Source organism: Novosphingobium sp. NBM11 (assembly GCF_015390225.1).
Taxonomy (GTDB): Bacteria; Pseudomonadota; Alphaproteobacteria; order Sphingomonadales; family Sphingomonadaceae; genus Novosphingobium.
The window spans coordinates 3,842,469-3,859,667 of the sequence record NZ_VUOG01000001.1; the positions used below are offsets into that span (position 1 = coordinate 3,842,469).

19 protein-coding genes are annotated in these 17,199 nt (G+C 65.3%); 8 read left to right on the forward strand and 11 right to left on the reverse strand.

The genetic code is table 11. The features are described from left to right. Window positions 1-86: 86 nt before the first annotated feature. Together F1640_RS18625 and tyrS are read right to left on the reverse strand one after the other, a co-directional pair. A complete protein-coding gene (locus tag F1640_RS18625) occupies window positions 87-425 on the reverse strand; it encodes a PilZ domain-containing protein (RefSeq protein WP_124807613.1) in 339 nt (112 codons plus the stop codon). Between the two features lie 114 nt (window positions 426-539). Next, window positions 540-1,769 (reverse strand): tyrosine--tRNA ligase, encoded by a 1,230-nt coding sequence (gene tyrS, locus F1640_RS18630; protein ID WP_194920668.1) that lies wholly within the window; start codon window positions 1,767-1,769, stop codon window positions 540-542. A gap of 39 nt (window positions 1,770-1,808) precedes the next feature. Here tyrS and F1640_RS18635 point away from each other — a divergent pair, with 39 nt between their 5' ends. Both F1640_RS18635 and F1640_RS18640 read left to right on the forward strand, forming a co-directional pair. Next, on the forward strand, window positions 1,809-2,357 hold the full coding sequence (locus F1640_RS18635; RefSeq protein ID WP_194920669.1) for a DOMON-like domain-containing protein: 549 nt from the start codon (window positions 1,809-1,811) through the stop codon (window positions 2,355-2,357). After that, window positions 2,354-3,556: an exo-beta-N-acetylmuramidase NamZ domain-containing protein gene (locus tag F1640_RS18640; protein WP_194920671.1), complete on the forward strand. Its 1,203-nt coding sequence runs from the start codon at window positions 2,354-2,356 to the stop codon at window positions 3,554-3,556. The genes F1640_RS18635 and F1640_RS18640 overlap by 4 nt, the downstream gene beginning before the upstream one ends. Before the next feature lie 38 nt (window positions 3,557-3,594). Here the strand turns inward: F1640_RS18640 and F1640_RS18645 are convergent, their stop codons facing one another. After that, entirely contained in the window at window positions 3,595-4,776 is a 1,182-nt protein-coding gene (locus F1640_RS18645) for a VWA domain-containing protein (RefSeq protein ID WP_194920673.1), read from the reverse strand. Between the two features lie 4 nt (window positions 4,777-4,780). Next, on the reverse strand, window positions 4,781-5,221 hold the full coding sequence (locus tag F1640_RS18650; protein WP_194920674.1) for a GFA family protein: 441 nt from the start codon (window positions 5,219-5,221) through the stop codon (window positions 4,781-4,783). A gap of 188 nt (window positions 5,222-5,409) precedes the next feature. Here F1640_RS18650 and F1640_RS18655 point away from each other — a divergent pair, with 188 nt between their 5' ends. Further along, complete coding sequence (locus F1640_RS18655; RefSeq protein WP_255530610.1) at window positions 5,410-6,057, forward strand: glutathione S-transferase family protein; 648 nt, start codon at window positions 5,410-5,412, stop codon at window positions 6,055-6,057. 99 nt (window positions 6,058-6,156) lie between these two features. On the opposite strand, the gene F1640_RS18660 is transcribed toward F1640_RS18655, so the two are convergent. Further along, window positions 6,157-6,999: a MoxR family ATPase gene (locus F1640_RS18660; protein WP_124807604.1), complete on the reverse strand. Its 843-nt coding sequence runs from the start codon at window positions 6,997-6,999 to the stop codon at window positions 6,157-6,159. 255 nt (window positions 7,000-7,254) lie between these two features. On the opposite strand from F1640_RS18660, the gene F1640_RS18665 reads away from it, so the two are divergent. Then, window positions 7,255-8,037, forward strand: a complete 783-nt coding sequence (locus F1640_RS18665) for a hypothetical protein (RefSeq protein ID WP_255530408.1) — start codon at window positions 7,255-7,257, stop codon at window positions 8,035-8,037. Window positions 8,038-8,043: 6 nt separating this feature from the next. Here the strand turns inward: F1640_RS18665 and F1640_RS18670 are convergent, their stop codons facing one another. From F1640_RS18670 to F1640_RS18690, 5 genes are all read right to left on the reverse strand, one after another. After that, window positions 8,044-8,631, reverse strand: coding sequence for a hypothetical protein (locus F1640_RS18670; protein WP_194920677.1), 588 nt, complete (start codon window positions 8,629-8,631; stop codon window positions 8,044-8,046). Beyond that, the gene (locus F1640_RS18675) at window positions 8,603-8,896 is read right to left on the reverse strand and encodes a hypothetical protein (RefSeq protein WP_194920678.1); all 294 of its coding nucleotides are present in this window, start codon (window positions 8,894-8,896) and stop codon (window positions 8,603-8,605) included. The genes F1640_RS18670 and F1640_RS18675 overlap by 29 nt, the downstream gene beginning before the upstream one ends. 113 nt (window positions 8,897-9,009) lie before the next feature. Continuing rightward, on the reverse strand, window positions 9,010-9,393 hold the full coding sequence (locus F1640_RS18680) for a hypothetical protein (protein WP_194920679.1): 384 nt from the start codon (window positions 9,391-9,393) through the stop codon (window positions 9,010-9,012). Between the two features lie 137 nt (window positions 9,394-9,530). Then, window positions 9,531-11,540, reverse strand: coding sequence for a DNA topoisomerase IV subunit B (gene parE / locus F1640_RS18685; RefSeq protein ID WP_194920682.1), 2,010 nt, complete (start codon window positions 11,538-11,540; stop codon window positions 9,531-9,533). A 126-nt stretch (window positions 11,541-11,666) separates the two neighbouring features. Then, window positions 11,667-12,800, reverse strand: a complete 1,134-nt coding sequence (locus F1640_RS18690) for a penicillin-binding protein activator (protein ID WP_124807599.1) — start codon at window positions 12,798-12,800, stop codon at window positions 11,667-11,669. Window positions 12,801-12,871: 71 nt separating this feature from the next. Here F1640_RS18690 and rsmI point away from each other — a divergent pair, with 71 nt between their 5' ends. Genes rsmI through F1640_RS18710 form a run of 4 tightly spaced genes read left to right on the forward strand, consistent with a single transcriptional unit; the run spans window position 12,872 to window position 15,696 of the window. Further along, on the forward strand, window positions 12,872-13,711 hold the full coding sequence (gene rsmI, locus F1640_RS18695; RefSeq protein ID WP_125955377.1) for a 16S rRNA (cytidine(1402)-2'-O)-methyltransferase: 840 nt from the start codon (window positions 12,872-12,874) through the stop codon (window positions 13,709-13,711). Then, window positions 13,708-14,070 carry a YraN family protein gene (locus F1640_RS18700; protein ID WP_124807597.1) on the forward strand — a complete coding sequence of 121 codons (363 nt, stop codon included), beginning with the start codon at window positions 13,708-13,710 and terminating at the stop codon, window positions 14,068-14,070. Before rsmI ends, F1640_RS18700 begins: the two co-directional genes overlap by 4 nt. A gap of 25 nt (window positions 14,071-14,095) precedes the next feature. Beyond that, a complete protein-coding gene (gshB, locus tag F1640_RS18705) occupies window positions 14,096-15,046 on the forward strand; it encodes a glutathione synthase (RefSeq protein WP_125955378.1) in 951 nt (316 codons plus the stop codon). 47 nt (window positions 15,047-15,093) lie between these two features. Then, complete coding sequence (locus F1640_RS18710; RefSeq protein ID WP_194920683.1) at window positions 15,094-15,696, forward strand: DedA family protein; 603 nt, start codon at window positions 15,094-15,096, stop codon at window positions 15,694-15,696. Window positions 15,697-15,850: 154 nt separating this feature from the next. Here F1640_RS18710 and accC read toward each other — a convergent pair whose 3' ends face one another. Beyond that, complete coding sequence (accC, locus tag F1640_RS18715) at window positions 15,851-17,197, reverse strand: acetyl-CoA carboxylase biotin carboxylase subunit (protein WP_124807594.1); 1,347 nt, start codon at window positions 17,195-17,197, stop codon at window positions 15,851-15,853. Window positions 17,198-17,199: the final 2 nt, after the last annotated feature.

A 17,199-nucleotide genomic window follows, 5' to 3' on the forward strand; every position in this document is an offset into this window, starting at 1 on the left:
AATGAAATGATATAATATATCAACCCTGAATCGACGAACGTGGCGACAAGGGCGGTTGTCCGCCTTGAGCCGGAATCAGCCCGGAATCAGCCTTTGCCGCGCAGACGCGGGTTGGGCTGCAGGCTCTTGATCATTTTCAGGAAATCTTCGGGCCGGATGATGCGTTCGAACTGGAATCCGGTCCGATCATCCTTGATCCACACGATAAAGGCTTCGATGCGGCCGATCTGCGGAAGCCGCACGGTCACGCGCTCACCCCGGCCAAGATCCGTGACTCCCTGAGCCATGAACCCGTTGGACGAGATGTTGACGATGTGCAGCATCACATCGCCCATGCGACGATGCTCACCGATGACCGGCAGATTCACCGGCTGTCGCGTGGCACGGCGCAGGTCGGTGACTGAAAGCTGGGCTCCGCCAGGCATCGTTCCTCCTCGTCGTGGGAAAGTGGAGCCGATGCTGTAGCTGCGAAATGCCAAATATTCCCTAAACCTGCTTCGGACTTTTTCCGCCTGCTTCAAAAGTTTGCGGTAAAGGGATCAGGCCGGGCGGATGATGCCGTGCTTCTTCTTTCCCGCGGAAATCCGCCGTTCCTGGCCCGCCAGCACGATCTGGAAGCCTTCGTCGGATACGGATTCGCCGTCAATCCGGGCGCCACCGCCGGCGATAAGGCGTTTTGCCTCGCCACGGCTCGCCGCAAAACCGATACCGACCAGCGCATCGATCAGGCTGATCGCGTCATCGGCGCAGGCGAGCGTGGGCAGGTCCTGACCGATCCCGCCGCCCGCGAACGTGGCGGCAGCCGTGGTTTCGGCGGCGCGGGCCGCTTCCTCGCCACGGACCAGCCGGGTGATCTCGTTGGCGAGGACCACCTTGGCAGCGTTGATCTCGCTGCCTTCCAGCGCTTCGAGCCGGGCGATCTCGTCAAGCGGCAGGTCGGTGAACAGGCGCAGGAACCGGCCGACATCGCGGTCATCGCTGTTGCGCCAGTATTGCCAGAAGTCCCACGCGGGCAGCGCGTCCTCGTTCAGCCACACGGCCCCCGCCGCCGTCTTGCCCATCTTGGAACCGTCGGCCGTGGTCAGCAGTGGTGTGGTGACGCCGAATACTTCCACCCCGTCCATGCGGCGGGTCAGTTCGATGCCGTTGACGATGTTGCCCCACTGGTCCGATCCGCCCATCTGCAACCGGCAGGCATGCCGTTGCGACAGTTCGCGGAAATCGTAGGCCTGAAGGATCATGTAGTTGAATTCGAGGAACGACAGCGACTGTTCGCGGTCCAGCCGCTGCTTCACCGAATCGAAGCTCAGCATCCGGTTGACTGAGAAATGCTGGCCCACCTCGCGCAGGAAGGGAATGTATTCCAGCTTGTCGAGCCAGTCCGCGTTGTCGACCATGATCGCGTCGCTCGGCCCATCGCCGAAGGTCAGGAAGCGTTCGAACACGGTCTTGATCGAGGCGACGTTCGCCGCGATCGTGTCCGTCGTCAGCAGCTTGCGCGCTTCGTCCTTGAAGCTGGGATCACCGATCTTGCCGGTGCCGCCGCCCATCAGCACGATCGGCTTGTGCCCGGCCTGCTGCAAGCGGCGGAGCAACATGATCTGGACCATGCTGCCCACGTGCAGCGATGGCGCGGTGGGATCGAAGCCGATATAGCCCGGGATGACCTGCTTCTGCGCCAGCGCATCGAGCGCGGCGGCATCGGTAAGCTGGTGGATGTAGCCACGCTCGTCGAGCAGGCGGAGCAGGGTGGACTTGTATGCGGTCATGGTGGCCTCTTGTCAGGAGCGCGCGCCTAGCACGGAGAAATGCGCTTGGGAACGTTCGAGCTTGTGCCGCACCCCGATCACCCGCCGCTGGCGGTCAGCCGGATCGAGGCGCGGATCATCGGGCATGACGCGAACTGGTTGCAGGTGCGCTGGCGGATCGACGGCAGCGAGCGAGTGATCGTGCCGCCGTTCGCGGGCAAGGGGCGGGCAGACGGCTTGTGGCAGGCTACCTGCTTCGAGGTGTTTCTCCGCACCCCGGGCGAGGACTCCTATGTCGAACTGAACCTGTCGCCGTCCGAACGGTGGGCGGCCTATGACCTTTCCGGCTATCGCAGCGGCATGGTTGCCCGGCCGATGCCGCGCGATCCCTCCTGCACCCTGCGCTTGGGCGGACGCACGATGATCTTCGATGCCGCGATTCCGGTGGCGGGCCTGCCACCTTGCCCGTGGCAGGCCGCGCTTACCGCCGTGATCGTCGAGGACTGGGGGCGGACCTCCTATTGGGCACTGGCGCATGCCCCCGGCAAGGCGGACTTTCACCATCCCGCTTGCTTCGCGCTGTCGGTTGCGGCACCGGGGGCCGCATGAAATTTGGTATCGATCGCCTCCTCGCCGACCCCGACCTGCGCGCACCGCTGGAAGGCAAGCGCGTCGCCCTTGTCGCGCATCCTGCATCGCTGACCGAGAATCTCGAGCATTCGCTGGACGCCCTGATGGCCTGCCCCGGCATCCGGCTGACGTCCGCCTTCGGCCCGCAGCACGGCCTGAAGGGGGACAAGCAGGACAACATGGTGGAGACCGAGGACTTTCTCGATCCCAATTGCGGCATTCCCGTTTTCAGCCTCTATGGCGAGGTCCGCCGGCCGACGCCGGAGATGATGGACAGCGCCGACGTGTTCCTGTTCGATCTGCAGGATCTGGGGTGCCGGATCTACACCTTCGTCACCACGCTGCTTTACATGCTGGGCGCGGCGGCGAAGCAGGGCAAGGAAGTGTGGGTGCTGGACCGGCCCAATCCCGTGGGGCGCCCGGTTGAAGGAACGGTGCTGCAGCCCGGATGGGAAAGCTTCGTCGGCGCCGGGGCCATGCCGATGCGGCACGGGCTGACGCTGGGCGAGATGGGGCGCTGGTTCATCGACGAGTTCCGGCTGGATGTCGAATACCGCGTGATCAAGATGGAAGGCTGGCAGCACGAGGCGGCGCCCGGCTTTGGCTGGCCCGACAGCCGCGTGTGGGTGAACCCCAGCCCGAATGCGCCCAATCTCAACATGGCGCGCGCCTATGCCGGCACGGTGATGCTCGAAGGCACCACGCTGTCGGAAGGGCGCGGCACGACCCGCCCGCTCGAAGTGCTGTTCGGCGCGCCCAACCTCAACGCCCGCGCGGTGCTGTCGGAAATGGAGCGGCTGGCGCCCGAATGGCTGGAAGGCTGCGCCCTGCGCGAATGCTGGTTCGAGCCGACGTTCCACAAGCACGAAAAGACGTTGTGCAATGGCTTGATGATCCACGCCGAAAGAGGCTTCTATCATCACTATCGCTTCCGCCCCTGGCGGTTGCAGGCGTTGGCGTTCAAGGCCATCCGCCGGCTACAGCCGGAATACCCGCTCTGGCGCGAATTTCCGTACGAGTACGTCTATGACAAGCTGGCGATCGACGTGATCAACGGCGGGCCTTCGCTGCGCGAATGGGTGGACGATCCCCGCTCGCGCCCGGGTGACCTCGATGATCTGGCATCGCCCGACGAAACCCGGTGGATCGAGGAACGCCGCCACTACTTCCTTTATTGATGGCGACTGGCCCTAAGCGCCGCGCTTAGGGTCCCGCCTCAATGCTTTTTGCGCGTCAGTTCGCGCATCGCGTCGTCCAGCCCCTCCAGTGTCAGCGCATACATCGAGCCGCCCACCAGGTCGCGCAGCATCTTGGTGGATTGCGAATAGTTCCACTGCTTTTCGGGCACGGGGTTCAGCCACACCGTTGCCGGATAGGTCTGCGCCATGCGGTGCATCCACACCGCGCCCGCTTCCTCGTTGAAATGCTCGACCGAACCGCCGGGATGGCTGATCTCGTAGGGGCTCATCGCCGCGTCGCCGACGAAGATCACCTTGTAGTCGTGGCCGTACTTGTGGAGGATGTCCCAGGTCTGCGTGCGTTCCGACCACCGGCGCTTGTTGTCCTTCCACACCCCTTCGTACAGGCAGTTGTGGAAATAGAAGAACTCCATGTTCTTGAACTCGGCGGTGGCCGCGCTGAACAGTTCCTCCACCAGCTTGATGAACGGGTCCATCGATCCGCCCACGTCCAGGAACAGCAGCAGCTTCACCGCATTGCGCTTTTCCGGGCGCATGCGGATGTCGAGCCAGCCCTGCTTGGCGGTGCCTTCGATCGTGCCTTCGAGGTCCAGTTCGTCGGCATTGCCCTCGCGCGCGAAGCGGCGCAGGCGGCGCAGCGCCACCTTGATGTTGCGCGTGCCCAGTTCCCGGGTGCTGTCCAGGTTCTGGAACTCGCGCTTTTCCCACACTTTCAGCGCACGCTTGTGCTTGGATTCACCGCCGATGCGCACACCTTCGGGATTGTATCCCGAATTGCCGAAGGGGCTGGTGCCGCCGGTGCCGATCCACTTGTTGCCGCCCTGGTGGCGTTTCTCCTGTTCCTCCAGCCGCTTCTTCAGCGTGTCCATGATCTCTTCCCACGATCCGAGGGATTTGATCTTCTCCATCTCCTCGGGCGAGAGGAACTTCTCGGCCACGGCCTTCAGCCAGTCTTCGGGAATGTCGACCGGGCGCTGGCCATAATCGGTCAGCAGCCCCTTGAAGACCTTGTTGAAGACCTGGTCGAACCGGTCGAGCAGACCCTCGTCCTTCACGAACGTGGCGCGCGAAAGGAAGTAGAACGCTTCGGGCGTCTGCTCGATCACGTCCTTTTCCAGCGCTTCCAGCAGCACGAGGTGCTCCTTGAAGCTGGCCGGAATCCCGGCCGCGCGCAGTTCGTCGACAAAGTTGAAGAACATGGTGTCAGGCCTTGGTGGGAGGATTGGGGGCGGCGGCCGGAGCCGGCGGTTGCTGCGGCCATTGCTCCAGCGCGGGATCGATCTGCGCCCAGTCGGGCGCATCGTCCGTCCAGATCACCATGTCCGGGCGCAGGCCGTGCGGCTGGTCGAGCACGCCGAAGCGCACTGTCTTCAGGTGCATCCGCGCCGAGCTTTGGCCATAGACCTGCGTGCCGCAGGACGGGCAGAACGAGAAGGTCAGCGTGTTGCCGCTGGCCGACCGCCAGTCGGACGAGGCCAGCGCGCCCGATACGGTCACGTCATCCCCCTGGAAGATGGCGTTGTGCGTGGGGCCGCCGGCGGCAAGCCGCTGGCACTGGCGGCACCAGCACTGGCGTGTGGCCACCGGTTCTCCGGCGATTTCGAGCGTGACCGCGCCGCAGGCGCACCGTCCGGTGTAGCTCATGGTCCTTTCTCCATCCGGCTTTTTGCGTACCGGGTATTGTTAGTGTTACATACAATTTGTAGGGTGCGTCGATAAGGAGAGGACAACCGCACCCATGCTCAAGCTCTACAGTTTCGGCCCTGGCGCCAATTCGCTCAAGCCCCCTGCTGACGCTTTACGAAAAGGGCCTGCCGTTCGAAGGCCACCGCCTGAACCCGGCTACGTTCGAGCACCATTCGGACTGGTTCAAGGCGATCAACCCGCGCGGGCAGGTGCCGGCGCTGGTGGACGAGGGCCGGATCGTCACCGAATCCACGGTGATCTGCGAATATCTGGAAGACGAGTACCCGACCGAGGTCGCGCTGCGGCCCGCCGACAGTTTCGGCAAGGCTGAGATGCGCGTCTGGACCAAGTGGGTGGACGAATACTTCTGCTGGTGCGTGTCCACGATCGGCTGGCATCGCGGCGTCAGCCACATGGCGCAGCGCCTGTCCGATGCCGAGTTCGAGGAACATCTGAAGAAGATTCCGGTCCCCGAACAACAGGTCAAATGGCGCCGCGCGCGCGAAGGCTTCCCGCAGGACCTGCTCGACGAGGAAATGCGCAAGATCGCGGTTTCGGTGCGGCGGCTGGACGATCATCTGGCCGACAACGAATGGCTGGCGGGGGGCATGTACACGCTGGCGGACATCTGCAACTTCGCCATCGCCAACGGCATGCAGAAGGGCTTTGCCGAACTGGTCAACACCAGCGACACGCCGCACCTGGTCCGCTGGATCGAGCAGATCAACCAGCGCCCGGCGGTTCAGCGCATGTTCGCGGAAGTGCCGATGGAACGGCTCGGGCCGCCGAAGTAAGGGCGTTGCGGGTCGCGAGGCGCGGAGAGATGTTGCCTGCCCGAAGGCGGCACCGTCTCTCGCGCCTCTGGAAGAAACCATCTAGCTGATTTCCCGAGTTCAATTCCCCCGGCGCGCCATGAAGGCCAGCCGTTCGAACAGCATGATGTCCTGCTCGTTCTTGAGCAGGGCGCCGTGTAGCGGAGGGATCGCCTTGGTGGGATCGCGGTTCTGCAGCACGTCGAGCGGCATGTCCTCGTTGAGCAGCAGCTTCAGCCAGTCGAGCAGTTCCGACGTGCTGGGCTTCTTCTTCAGGCCGGGCACTTCGCGCACTTCGTAGAACACTTCCATCGCCTTGCTCACCAGCGTCTTCTGGATGCCGGGGAAGTGGACGTCGATGATCGCCTGCATCGTGTCGCGGTCGGGGAACTTGATGTAGTGGAAGAAGCAGCGGCGCAGGAAGGCGTCGGGCAGTTCCTTCTCGTTGTTCGAGGTGATGACCACGATCGGGCGTTCCTGGGCCGCGATGCGCTCCTGCGTCTCGTAGACGTCGAAGCTCATGCGGTCGAGTTCCTGCAGCAGGTCGTTCGGGAACTCGATGTCGGCCTTGTCGATCTCGTCGATCAGCAGCACAGGCAGCGTGGGGCTGGTGAACGCCTCCCACAGCTTGCCCTTCTTGATGTAGTTGCGAATGTCATGCACGCGCTCGTCGCCGAGCTGGCCGTCGCGCAGGCGGGCAACGGCATCGTATTCGTAAAGGCCCTGCTGTGCCTTGGTGGTGGACTTGATGTTCCATTCGATCAGCGGCGCGCCCACCGCCTTGGCGATTTCGTGGGCCAGCACCGTCTTGCCGGTGCCCGGTTCGCCTTTGACCAGCAGCGGGCGCCGCAGCAGCACGGCGGCATTGACCGCCACCTTCAGATCATCGGTGGCGACATAGTTGCTGGTGCCTTGAAAACGCATGCCTTCCATCCTGTCTTTTTTAATCGCTTGGTTAAGGGATAGGCGGCGGCGCGCCGTGTGACAAGAGCCGCAACGGCGGGTTTTGAAACGGTGTTCACGGCGAATTTCAAGCGATTGTTTTGGCCGATTGTTTTGGCCGATTGTTTCGGGGCGCGTCCAAGTATTTCCGCATGAATGATATTTCATGATTCAGGGCGATTGCGCCGGCCCGCGCCGGGCTGTAGCCACGCCGCGATGTCAGCGGAGCCCGCGTCCTTGCCTTCCGGTCGATATGGCGCGTCGCGGCGTAGCAGGGGGCCTGCGTTCCTGCTTTCGGCGGCCACCGTCGCGCTGCTGTTCTTCATCATGATCCGGATGGGGGCCTTCACCGGGAATGGCCCCGAAGGCGGCGGGCAACTGGTCGCGGTCAATCTGTCCAAGGAAGCGGAAGCGAGTTCGGCGGGCGCCCGCAAGGCCACGCGCGAAATCAAGGCCAGCGAACGGTCGCAGCAGGCAGCGCAGGCGCCAAGACCGGTAATGCCGCCGCACGTGCCGGTGCCCTCCGAAAACAAGGTCGATTGGCCGCCGGGTTTCATCCACATGAGCCGGGCGGACCTTGCAGCGGCGGATATCGGCAAGATGGCCCGGAGCGGGGACGCGGGCAGCAGCGGCAGCGCGTCGGGCTCGGCGGGCGGATCGGCCGGCGGGCAGGGCGATGGACCCAACGGCGCGCGGCTCTACGCCGCCGAATGGTATCGCGAACCGCGCGATGCGGAGATCGCCGGCTACATGCCCCAGGGGCGCCCGCCCGGCCAGTGGGGTATGATCGCCTGCCGCACGATCGAGAAATACCACGTCGAGGATTGCCGCGAACTCGACGAATCCCCGCGTGGCTCGGGCATCGCCCGCGCCCTGCGGCAGGCCTCCTGGCAATTCCTGGTCCGGCCGCCGCGCGTGGACGGCAAGCCGATGATCGGCGCCTGGGTGCGTATCCGCTTCGATTTCAAGCCGGCGAAGCGCGAGGATGCCGCGGGCGATGAGCCGTCCGACGGCGGTTGATCGGCGTTATTCGTCTTCTGTTTTCCGCAACAGGAAGCGGCGCAGGCGCGGTATCGGCAGGACGCGCCACAAGACGAGCAGCGCGATCAGCAGCGCGAGCCATGGAGCGCCGATGCCGACGATGAAGACGACCAGTGCGACCATCGTGCGCAAGCTGGACCAGGAGGCCTGCGCCACCCCGGCGAACGGGTTGTCGCCCCACACGAAGCTGCCACCGCCGGCATAAGTGAAGGTCATCGGCGTGCTTGCCAATCGCACCGCGCCGGTTGTCTGGGCATCGCGTTCCGCCGCGACCTTCGCGCGCAACGCGCCGGCCTGCTGGTTCAATTCCGCCCGTTCGCGATCCCCCAGGCCACCCTTGGCGAGTTTGGCCTCGATCTGGTTGAGATCGGCCTGCGCGTCCGAACCGCGCTTCTGGGCGGCCGCGATGTCGGAACCCACGTCTTGTCCTTCGATCGCAGCGCGGATCAGCTTTCCGTCGGCGTGCTCCACCGCCGCAATGCCTTCCTTGCCAAATGCGCGGGCAAGATCCGGGGCCAACTTGAATTCGAGGCTGGCGCTGACGCTATCGTTGCGCACCAATGCATAGTGCATGCCGGTGATGCGGCACCGTTCCGGGCCGAGTTTTTTCGCAGGCGGCAGCGTGTTGCTCCTGCACGCCCGCGATCGCCTTGTCGGGAAGCGCGAAGTCATAATGATAGTTGAAAGCCACACCCGGCGCCGCTGATGGCGATATGCCGGGGACACTGGAGGCGGCGCTTTCCGAAGCGGCTTCGGGCGCTTTTTCGCCGCACCCGGCGAGCAGTAGAGAGCAGGCTGATGTTGCGGACAGAAGGAAGGAACGGACGCCGACGCGCATGTCTATCTCCCGAGTGCTCCGCCGGAAGGCGGTAGCGGGAGAAATTACTACTTAATAAGTAGACATTGTCAATCGAGCCTGCGTCGGCGTTACATCCGTTTGAGCGGGAATGATCAGTGCCCGTGCCCGCGCGGACGCTCGCCGCCGCGCGGTCCGCCTCCGTGGGGATAGTTCGGCATGTGATAGTCGCGCCGGGGCTGGAAGTTGCCGCGGAACTCTTGATAGCGTCCGCCGGGGGGAGGCGCGTCGCGGCGGAAGTGGTTGCGGTCGCCGCGCCGGAACGCGCGGGCGTCAGGGGCGGAGCGATAGTAGAAGAAGCCGTCGCGGCCCCAGTAGCCGTCATAGATCGGGCCGTAATACCCGTCGTACCAGCCGTTGTAGGGGTAGGGAGAGCCCCAGCCAACGCTGGTGCCGTATTCGCCGTAGTATCCATCCGACGCGCAGGCAGACAGGCCAAGCGCCAGGGGCAGGGCTAGCAGGGTGATGGAACGCTTCATGGCAAATCTCCGCAATCCGCCGCTGTTCGCGAGCGGTCTTGGCCCCACCCTTCTCGGGATAGGACCGCCGATCTTAGCCATGGGTGAACGGTTGACGGGACGTTCGGGTTCCGAGCGATGGCCGGGTTTTGGGCCCGTCAGGCGTCGATCAATTCCGGATCGACCTCGCTCGCGCGGTTCTGGATGAACATGAAGCGGTGCTCTGGATTGCGGCCCATCAAGCGATCGACCAGATCCTTCACGGCCGCGCGGCCTTCGTATTCCGGCGGCAGGGTGATGCGGATCAGCGAGCGGCTGGCCGGGCTCATTGTCGTTTCGCGAAGCTGCTGCGGGTTCATTTCGCCCAGCCCCTTGAAGCGGGAGACCTCCACCTTCTTGCCCTTGAACTTCGTCGCTTCCAGCTCGGCACGGTGGGCATCGTCACGGGCATAGGCCGACGTGCTGCCGCTGGTCAGGCGATAGAGCGGCGGCTGTGCCAGATAGAGATGGCCGCGCCGCACCACGTCGGGCATTTCCTGGAAGAAGAACGTCATCAGCAGCGTGGCGATGTGCGCGCCGTCGACATCGGCATCGGTCATGATGATGATGCGGTCATAGCGCAGCGCATCCGGGTTGCAGTCCTTGCGGCTGCCGCAGCCCAGCGCCAGGATCAGGTCGGCGATTTCCTGGTTGGCGCGGATCTTGTCGCTGGTGGCGCTGGCGACGTTGAGGATCTTGCCGCGGATCGGCAGGATCGCCTGCGTCTTGCGGTCGCGCGCCTGCTTGGCGCTGCCACCGGCCGAATCGCCTTCGACGATGAACAGTTCGGTCTCGCCATCGCCTTCGCCGGAACAGTCGGTCAGCTTGCCCGGCAAGCGCAGCTTGCGGGCATTGGTGGCGGTCTTGCGCTTGACCTCGCGCTCCGCCTTCCGGCGAAGCCGCTCGTCCATGCGCTCCATCACCGCGCCCAGCAGCGCCTTGCCGCGCTCCATGTTGTCGGTCAGGAAGTGGTCGAAATGGTCGCGCACCGCGTTTTCGACGAGGCGCGCGGCTTCCGGAGACGTCAGGCGGTCCTTGGTCTGGCTCTGGAACTGGGGATCGCGGACGAACACCGAAAGCATGACCTCGCTTCCGGTGATCATGTCTTCCGGCGCGATGTCCTTGGCCTTCTTCTGCCCGATCAGTTCGGCAAAGGCGCGGATGCCCTTGGTCAGCGCCGCGCGCAGGCCCTGTTCGTGCGTGCCGCCGTCGGGCGTGGGAATGGTGTTGCAGTACCAGCTGTACGAGCCGTCGGACCACAGCGGCCAGGCGATCGCCCATTCCACGCGGCCCATCTCCTGCCTGTCCGGCCCGGCGGGAAAATCCTGCGATCCGGTGAAGGGCACCGACGTTACGCATTCGCGCGCGCCGACCTGTTCGGCGAGGTGATCGGCAAGGCCGCCGGGGAACTGGAACACGGCTTCCGCCGGCACGTCTTCCGAAGCCAGCGATGGCGCGCACTTCCAGCGGATTTCAACGCCAGCGAAGAGATAGGCCTTGGACCGCGCCAGCCGGAACAGCCGCGCCGGCTTGAACCGGGCGTCCGCACCGAAGATTTCGGGATCGGGTACGAAGGTGACCGAAGTGCCACGCCGGTTGGGGGCATTGCCGATCTTTTCCAGCGGCCCGGTGGGATGCCCGCGCGAGAATTCCTGCGCGTAAAGCTCCTTGTTGCGCGCCACTTCGATCCGCGTCAGCGTTGACAGCGCGTTGACCACGCTGACGCCCACGCCGTGCAGGCCGCCCGACGTGGCATAGGCCTTGCCGGAGAACTTGCCGCCCGAATGGAGCGTGGTGAGGATCACTTCGAGCGCCGACTTGCCCGGATACTTCGGGTGCTCGTCGACCGGGATGCCGCGCCCGTTGTCGGTGATCGTCAGCCGCCCGGCCGAGCCGGGTTCTTCCTCCAGCGTCACCTCGATGCGGTTGGCATGGCCGGCGACGGCCTCGTCCATCGCGTTGTCGAGCACTTCGGCGGCCAGGTGATGCAGCGCGCGTTCGTCCGTGCCGCCGATATACATGCCGGGACGGCGACGAACGGGTTCGAGCCCCTCCAGCACCTCGATCGCGGAGCCATCGTAGCTTTCGGCGCTGGATACCGGCGCCTTGTCGAACAGGTCGTCAGCCATATGGAACGGCTATAGAACACGCCGGATTCCGGACGCAAGCCGGGAGGCACCCTTATGCGGGCGATTTCGGCGCAAAGGGGCGGATAACTTATCCCGTCCCGCGATACCGGGCGGGCAGGGCTGGTGTCAGGGGGTGAAGCGGGCCGGCGCCGGGCTTACCGTAGTAAAGGTGCCCGCGCCTACCTCGCGCACTTCCATGGCGCGCTCGGCCACGCCGAACTGGTTGAAACGGAACACGCCGTCCAGGCCGATGAACCCGTCGCGGTCATAGAGCTTGGCGGTGGGGAAGATCGTACCGGGCTTCCAGGTGCGGCCCACGTTGAGCGTCAGCAGCACGCTATCGTAGCCGAGCGTGGCGATGCGCGAGGGCGATGCGCCATAGCGGCGGCGATAGCTCTGCTCGAACTGGCCGAAGCGCGCGTCGGATACCGTGGCGAACCACGCCCCGCGCGTGGCGGCGCTGCGCGCGATCCCGGCATCGCCCGCCCACAGTTCGGTGCCGAGCAGGCGTGTTCCGCCGGCCGCCGGCGCGGCCTGGAGCGCAATGCGCGCGCCGTCCGCGATCAGCAGCGCATCGACCGGGGCCTTGGCCAGCAGGCGGCGCACCGCGCTGGCGACCGAAGTATTGCTGCGGTCATAGGTTTCGGTGGCGGTTACCGTTACGCCGCTGGCGCGCGCGGCTTCGGTCAGCGCGTTCATCGCCCGCTGCCCGTAGATGCCGGTGGGGATGATCGCGCCGATGCGGTTTACGCCGCGGCTCTTGGCGAAACTGACGACGCGGGCCACCGATTGGCCGGGAACCTGCCCGAGCACGAAGACGTCGCGGTCGGCCACGCTCACGTCGTTGGAATAGGTGATCATCGGCACCTTGGCCGGCCGCGCGACTCCGGAAACGGCGACGACGTCTTCGGCCAGCAGCGGCCCGAGGATCAGGCGGTTGCCGTCGAGAATGGCCTTGTTCGCCGCCGCGCCCGCGCCGGCCGCCGTATCGTAGGTGGTGATGCGCAGGTTCTGCGCGTTGGTATCGAGCAGCGCCATCATCGCCGCATTGGCGATCGACTGGCCCACCGATGCGTTTGGCCCCGTCATGGGCACCAGCAGCGCGACGCGGTGGCGCGAGGCATCGGTAGGCAGGACATTGGCCTGCGGCGCGGTTTCGGTCGGTTCGGGCCTGGGCGCGACCGGCCCCTGCGGCTTGGGAATGACGGTACACGCGGCGAGCGCGGCCATGGCGCCCATCACGAGAAAACGCCGCCCCATCCGGACGGATCCGACCCATTGACCTTTCAACATCGCTTGCCCGTTCCCAATGACCCGGCCATGGAAGGCGCATGACCACGCCTTCGCTTATGGAGCCCGGGCTCTATATTGTCGCCACGCCGATTGGCAATCTCGGCGACATTACCAGACGCGCCGCCGAAACGCTTGCCTCTTGTGCGGTTATAGCGTGCGAAGACACGCGCGTCACGGCTAAGTTGTTGAATCATCTTGGCATCAAGAAGCCGCTGCGGCGCTATGACGATCACGCCGGAGAAGAGGCGCGCGAGCGATTACTCGCCGAAATGGCGGAAAAACCGGTTGTGCTGGTGAGCGATGCCGGCACGCCGCTGATTTCCGATCCCGGCTATCGCCTGGTGCGGGAAGCGCGCGCGCGCGGGATCGCCGTCACCAGCCTGCCGGGGCCTAGCGCGATGATCACCGCGCTGACCATCGCCGGCTTGCCGACCGACCGTTTCCTGTTCGCAGGTTTCCTGCCTTCGAAGGACAAGGCGCGGGGAGATGTGCTGGCGAGCTTCGCCGCCGTCCCCGCAACGCTGGTGTTCTACGAAACCGGGCCGCGCCTTGTCGCCTCGCTGGAAGCCATGGCAACCGTGCTGCCGGGGCGGGAAGTTGCCGTGGCGCGGGAACTGACCAAGCTGCACGAGGAATGCCGGACGGGCACGGCGGCAGACCTTGCCGATCACTATCGCGCGCATCCGCCCAAGGGAGAGATCGTGCTGCTCGCCGGTCCGCCCGCCGCGCCCGAGGCGCCGGACGAGGACGTCGTCGAAGCCGAACTGCGCGCCGCGCTCGCCGAATTGCCGCCCTCGCAGGCCGCCGCCCGCGTGGCGAAGAAGCATGGGCTCGATCGCAAGGCGCTCTATGCACAGGCGATGGCGCTCAAGGCATGAGCCGCGCCCGTGATCGGGCCGTGGCCGAAAAACAGGGCCGGCGTGGCGAGGCGCTGGCCGGCCTGTGGCTGCGCTTGAAAGGCTGGCGCATTCTCGCCCGGCGCCAGCGGATCGGCGTGGGCGAGGTCGACATCGTCGCGCGGCGCGGCCGCACGCTGGCTTTCGTCGAGGTCAAGTGGCGGCGTAGCGGCGAAGCACTCGATCTCGCCATCGATGCCCGCCGCCTGCAACGCGTGGCGCGCGCCGCCGAAGCGATCGCGCCGCGCTTTGCCAGACCCGGCGATGTCCTGCGAATTGACGTGATCCTCCTTGCGCCAGGCCGCTGGCCACGCCACATGGCGAACGTCTGGCAGCCATGACGGCGCCTTCACGGGATGGAACAGCATGACCCTTCGCGTCGCGGTCCAGATGGACCCGCTTCATTCGATCAACATCGCGGGGGATTCCTCCTTCGCCCTGATGCTGTCGGCGCAGGAACGCGGGCATGAACTGTACTACTATGACGTGAAGTCGCTGGCGTGGAAGGCCGGGCGCGTGACGGCTGAAGGCGCGCCGGTGACGGTGCAGCGCGTGGCGGGCGATCACTACAAGCTGGGCGAGGTGCGCAAGCTCGATTTGGGCAGCGACGCCGATGTCGTGCTGATGCGGCAGGACCCGCCGTTCGATCTGGGCTACATCACCGCCACGCACCTGCTGGAACGGCTGGAGGGCGAGACGCTGGTCGTCAACGATCCGCGTTCGGTGCGCAATGCGCCGGAAAAGGTCTATGTGCTCGATTACGCGCGCTTCATGCCGCCCACGCTGATCACCCGTTCGGCAAAGGACGTGCGCGCCTTCCAGCACGAACTGGGTGAAACGGCGGTGGTCGTAAAGCCGCTCCACGGCAATGGCGGCAAGGCGGTGTTCAAGGTGGAAGCCGATGGCGGCAACCTTTCCGCGCTGGCCGAACTGTTCGGGCAGGTCTGGCCGGAACCGTTCATGGTCCAGCCGTTCCTTCCCGAAGTGGCGGAAGGCGACAAGCGCATCGTGCTGGTCGATGGCGAGGTCGCTGGCGCGATCAACCGCAAGCCGGGCGAGGGCGAGTTCCGCTCCAACCTTGCCGTCGGCGGCTATGCCGAACAGACCACGCTGACCGCGCGCGAGCAGGAAATCTGCGAGGCGCTGGGGCCGGAGTTGAAGAAGCGCGGCCTGATTTTCGTGGGCATCGACGTGATCGGCGGCAAGTGGCTGACCGAGATCAACGTGACCAGCCCCACCGGCATCGTCGCCATCGACAAATTCAACGGCAGCGATACGGCGGGTATGATCTGGGACGCGATCGAGCGGCGGCTTTGACGCGTCGGGAACCGGACCCGTTCCCGTATCGCCGCGTTGTGTGATCGATGAATGACTGGATCGTCCACCTGATCGAAGGCGGCGGCTATTGGGGCATCGCCGCCCTGATGGTCATCGAGAACGTATTCCCCCCGATCCCGTCCGAAGTGATCATGGGGCTGGGCGGGATCGCCGTGGCCAGGGGGCGGATGGAGATCGCGCCGCTGATGCTGTTCGCCACCGCGGGATCGACGCTGGGCAACTATTTCTGGTTCCTGGTCGGACGGGCGTTCGGGTACCGGCGCCTGCACCCGCTGGTTACGCGCTTCGGACGCTGGCTGACGCTGGACTGGCACGATGTGGAACGGCTCGTGGCCTTCTTCGGGCGGCACGGGCAGTGGGTGGTCTTCGCCGTGCGCTTCGCCCCGGTGATGCGCACGATGATCTCGCTGCCGGCGGGCCTCGCCCGGATGGGCCATGCCCGTTTCCTGGCGTTCACCTTCGCTGGCGCGGCCGTGTGGAACGCGCTGCTGGTGGCGGCGGGCTATTATCTCGGCCGCAATTTCGCGGAGGTCGATCGGTACACCGGGCCGCTGGCGACCGGCTGCATGGCGCTGGTGGCTATCGCCTACCTGTGGCGCGTGGTGCGGTGGAAGCCACGCGAGGAGTGAGGTCCCTTACAGAAGGCGGTTATATCGCTTGCAATCCATGGAGCGCCGCCCACCCCCACCCCCTCCCGCTTGCGGGAGGGGAGCGAGACTTGCGTCGCCGCAGGCGGCGTCGGTCGCAGCAGCGGGGGCTTTCCACTCCGCGTTTGCAAGCGATTCAGGCGTCCTTCGCCAGCCAGTCTTCCAGCCACTTGATCGTATAATCGCCGCTGAGGAAGTCAGGATCGGTCAGCAGCTTCTGGTGCAACGGGATCGAGGTCTTGACGCCATCGATCACCATTTCCTCCAGCGCGCGCTTCAGGCGCATGATGCAGCCTTCCCGCGTGCGGCCATAGACGATCAGCTTGGCGATCATCGAGTCATAGTACGGCGGGATGCGATAGCCCGCGTAAAGCCCCGAATCGACGCGCACGTGCATGCCACCGGCCGCGTGATAGGTCTTCACCAGGCCGGGCGAGGGCGCGAAGGTGAACGGGTCTTCCGCGTTGATGCGGCACTCGATCGCGTGGCCCTTGAACTCAATGTCCTCCTGCGCGACCGACAGCGGCCGCCCTTCGGCGATGCGGATCTGTTCGCGCACCAGGTCGACGCCGGTGATCGCTTCGGTCACCGGATGTTCCACCTGCAGGCGGGTGTTCATCTCGATGAAATAGAACTCGCCGTTTTCCCACAGGAACTCGATGGTGCCCGCGCCGCGATAGCCCATGTCGGCCATGGCGCGCGCGACCACACCGCCCATGCGCGCGCGCTCCTCGGACGAGATGACGGGCGAGGGCGCTTCTTCGAGCACTTTCTGGTGGCGGCGCTGGAGCGAGCAGTCGCGCTCGCCCAAGTGGATGGCGTTGCCGTTACCGTCGCCGAATATCTGGAATTCGATGTGGCGCGGGTTGCCGAGATACTTCTCGATATAGACCGTGGCATCGCCGAACGCGGCTTTCGCCTCGCTACCGGCCTGCTGCATCAGCGTTTCGAGCTGGTCGGCGCTGTTGCACACCTTCATGCCGCGTCCGCCGCCGCCCGATGCGGCCTTGATGATCACCGGGTAGCCGATCGCCTCGGCAATCCTGCGCGCTTCCTCCACTTCGGAGACGGCGCCATCCGATCCCGGAACCAGCGGCAGGCCCAGCGCGCCGGCGGTGCGCTTGGCCTCCACCTTGTCGCCCATCGTGCGGATATGTTCGGGCTTGGGGCCGATCCAGGTGATGCCGTGGGCTTCGACGATATCGGCGAACTTGGCGTTCTCCGAGAGAAAGCCGTAGCCCGGATGGATCGCGTCGGCCTGGGTGATCTCCGCCGCCGAAATGATCGCGGCGACGTTCAGGTAGCTGTCGCGCGCGGGCGGCGGGCCGATGCAGACCGCGTGATCGGCCAGGCGCACGTGCATCGCGTCGGCATCGGCGGTGGAATGCACCGCGACCGTTTCGATCCCCATCTCGTGCGCGGCACGGTGGATGCGCAGGGCGATTTCGCCGCGATTGGCGATCAGCAGGCGTTTGATGGCCATGG

Excerpts from the sequence above, each read along its gene's own strand:
- F1640_RS18625 (WP_124807613.1), bottom strand. The coding sequence starts at position 425 with ATGCCTGGCGGAGCCCAGCTTTCAGTCACCGACCTGCGCCGTGCCACG.
- tyrS (WP_194920668.1), bottom strand. The coding sequence starts at position 1,769 with ATGACCGCATACAAGTCCACCCTGCTCCGCCTGCTCGACGAGCGTGGC.
- F1640_RS18635 (WP_194920669.1), top strand. The coding sequence starts at position 1,809 with ATGCGCTTGGGAACGTTCGAGCTTGTGCCGCACCCCGATCACCCGCCG.
- F1640_RS18640 (WP_194920671.1), top strand. The coding sequence starts at position 2,354 with ATGAAATTTGGTATCGATCGCCTCCTCGCCGACCCCGACCTGCGCGCA.
- F1640_RS18645 (WP_194920673.1), bottom strand. The coding sequence starts at position 4,776 with ATGTTCTTCAACTTTGTCGACGAACTGCGCGCGGCCGGGATTCCGGCC.
- F1640_RS18650 (WP_194920674.1), bottom strand. The coding sequence starts at position 5,221 with ATGAGCTACACCGGACGGTGCGCCTGCGGCGCGGTCACGCTCGAAATC.
- F1640_RS18660 (WP_124807604.1), bottom strand. The coding sequence starts at position 6,999 with ATGCGTTTTCAAGGCACCAGCAACTATGTCGCCACCGATGATCTGAAG.
- F1640_RS18670 (WP_194920677.1), bottom strand. The coding sequence starts at position 8,631 with ATGCACTATGCATTGGTGCGCAACGATAGCGTCAGCGCCAGCCTCGAA.
- F1640_RS18675 (WP_194920678.1), bottom strand. The coding sequence starts at position 8,896 with ATGCGCGTCGGCGTCCGTTCCTTCCTTCTGTCCGCAACATCAGCCTGC.
- F1640_RS18680 (WP_194920679.1), bottom strand. The coding sequence starts at position 9,393 with ATGAAGCGTTCCATCACCCTGCTAGCCCTGCCCCTGGCGCTTGGCCTG.
- parE (WP_194920682.1), bottom strand. The coding sequence starts at position 11,540 with ATGGCTGACGACCTGTTCGACAAGGCGCCGGTATCCAGCGCCGAAAGC.
- F1640_RS18690 (WP_124807599.1), bottom strand. The coding sequence starts at position 12,800 with ATGGGGCGGCGTTTTCTCGTGATGGGCGCCATGGCCGCGCTCGCCGCG.
- rsmI (WP_125955377.1), top strand. The coding sequence starts at position 12,872 with ATGACCACGCCTTCGCTTATGGAGCCCGGGCTCTATATTGTCGCCACG.
- F1640_RS18700 (WP_124807597.1), top strand. The coding sequence starts at position 13,708 with ATGAGCCGCGCCCGTGATCGGGCCGTGGCCGAAAAACAGGGCCGGCGT.
- gshB (WP_125955378.1), top strand. The coding sequence starts at position 14,096 with ATGACCCTTCGCGTCGCGGTCCAGATGGACCCGCTTCATTCGATCAAC.
- F1640_RS18710 (WP_194920683.1), top strand. The coding sequence starts at position 15,094 with ATGAATGACTGGATCGTCCACCTGATCGAAGGCGGCGGCTATTGGGGC.
- accC (WP_124807594.1), bottom strand. The coding sequence starts at position 17,197 with ATGGCCATCAAACGCCTGCTGATCGCCAATCGCGGCGAAATCGCCCTG.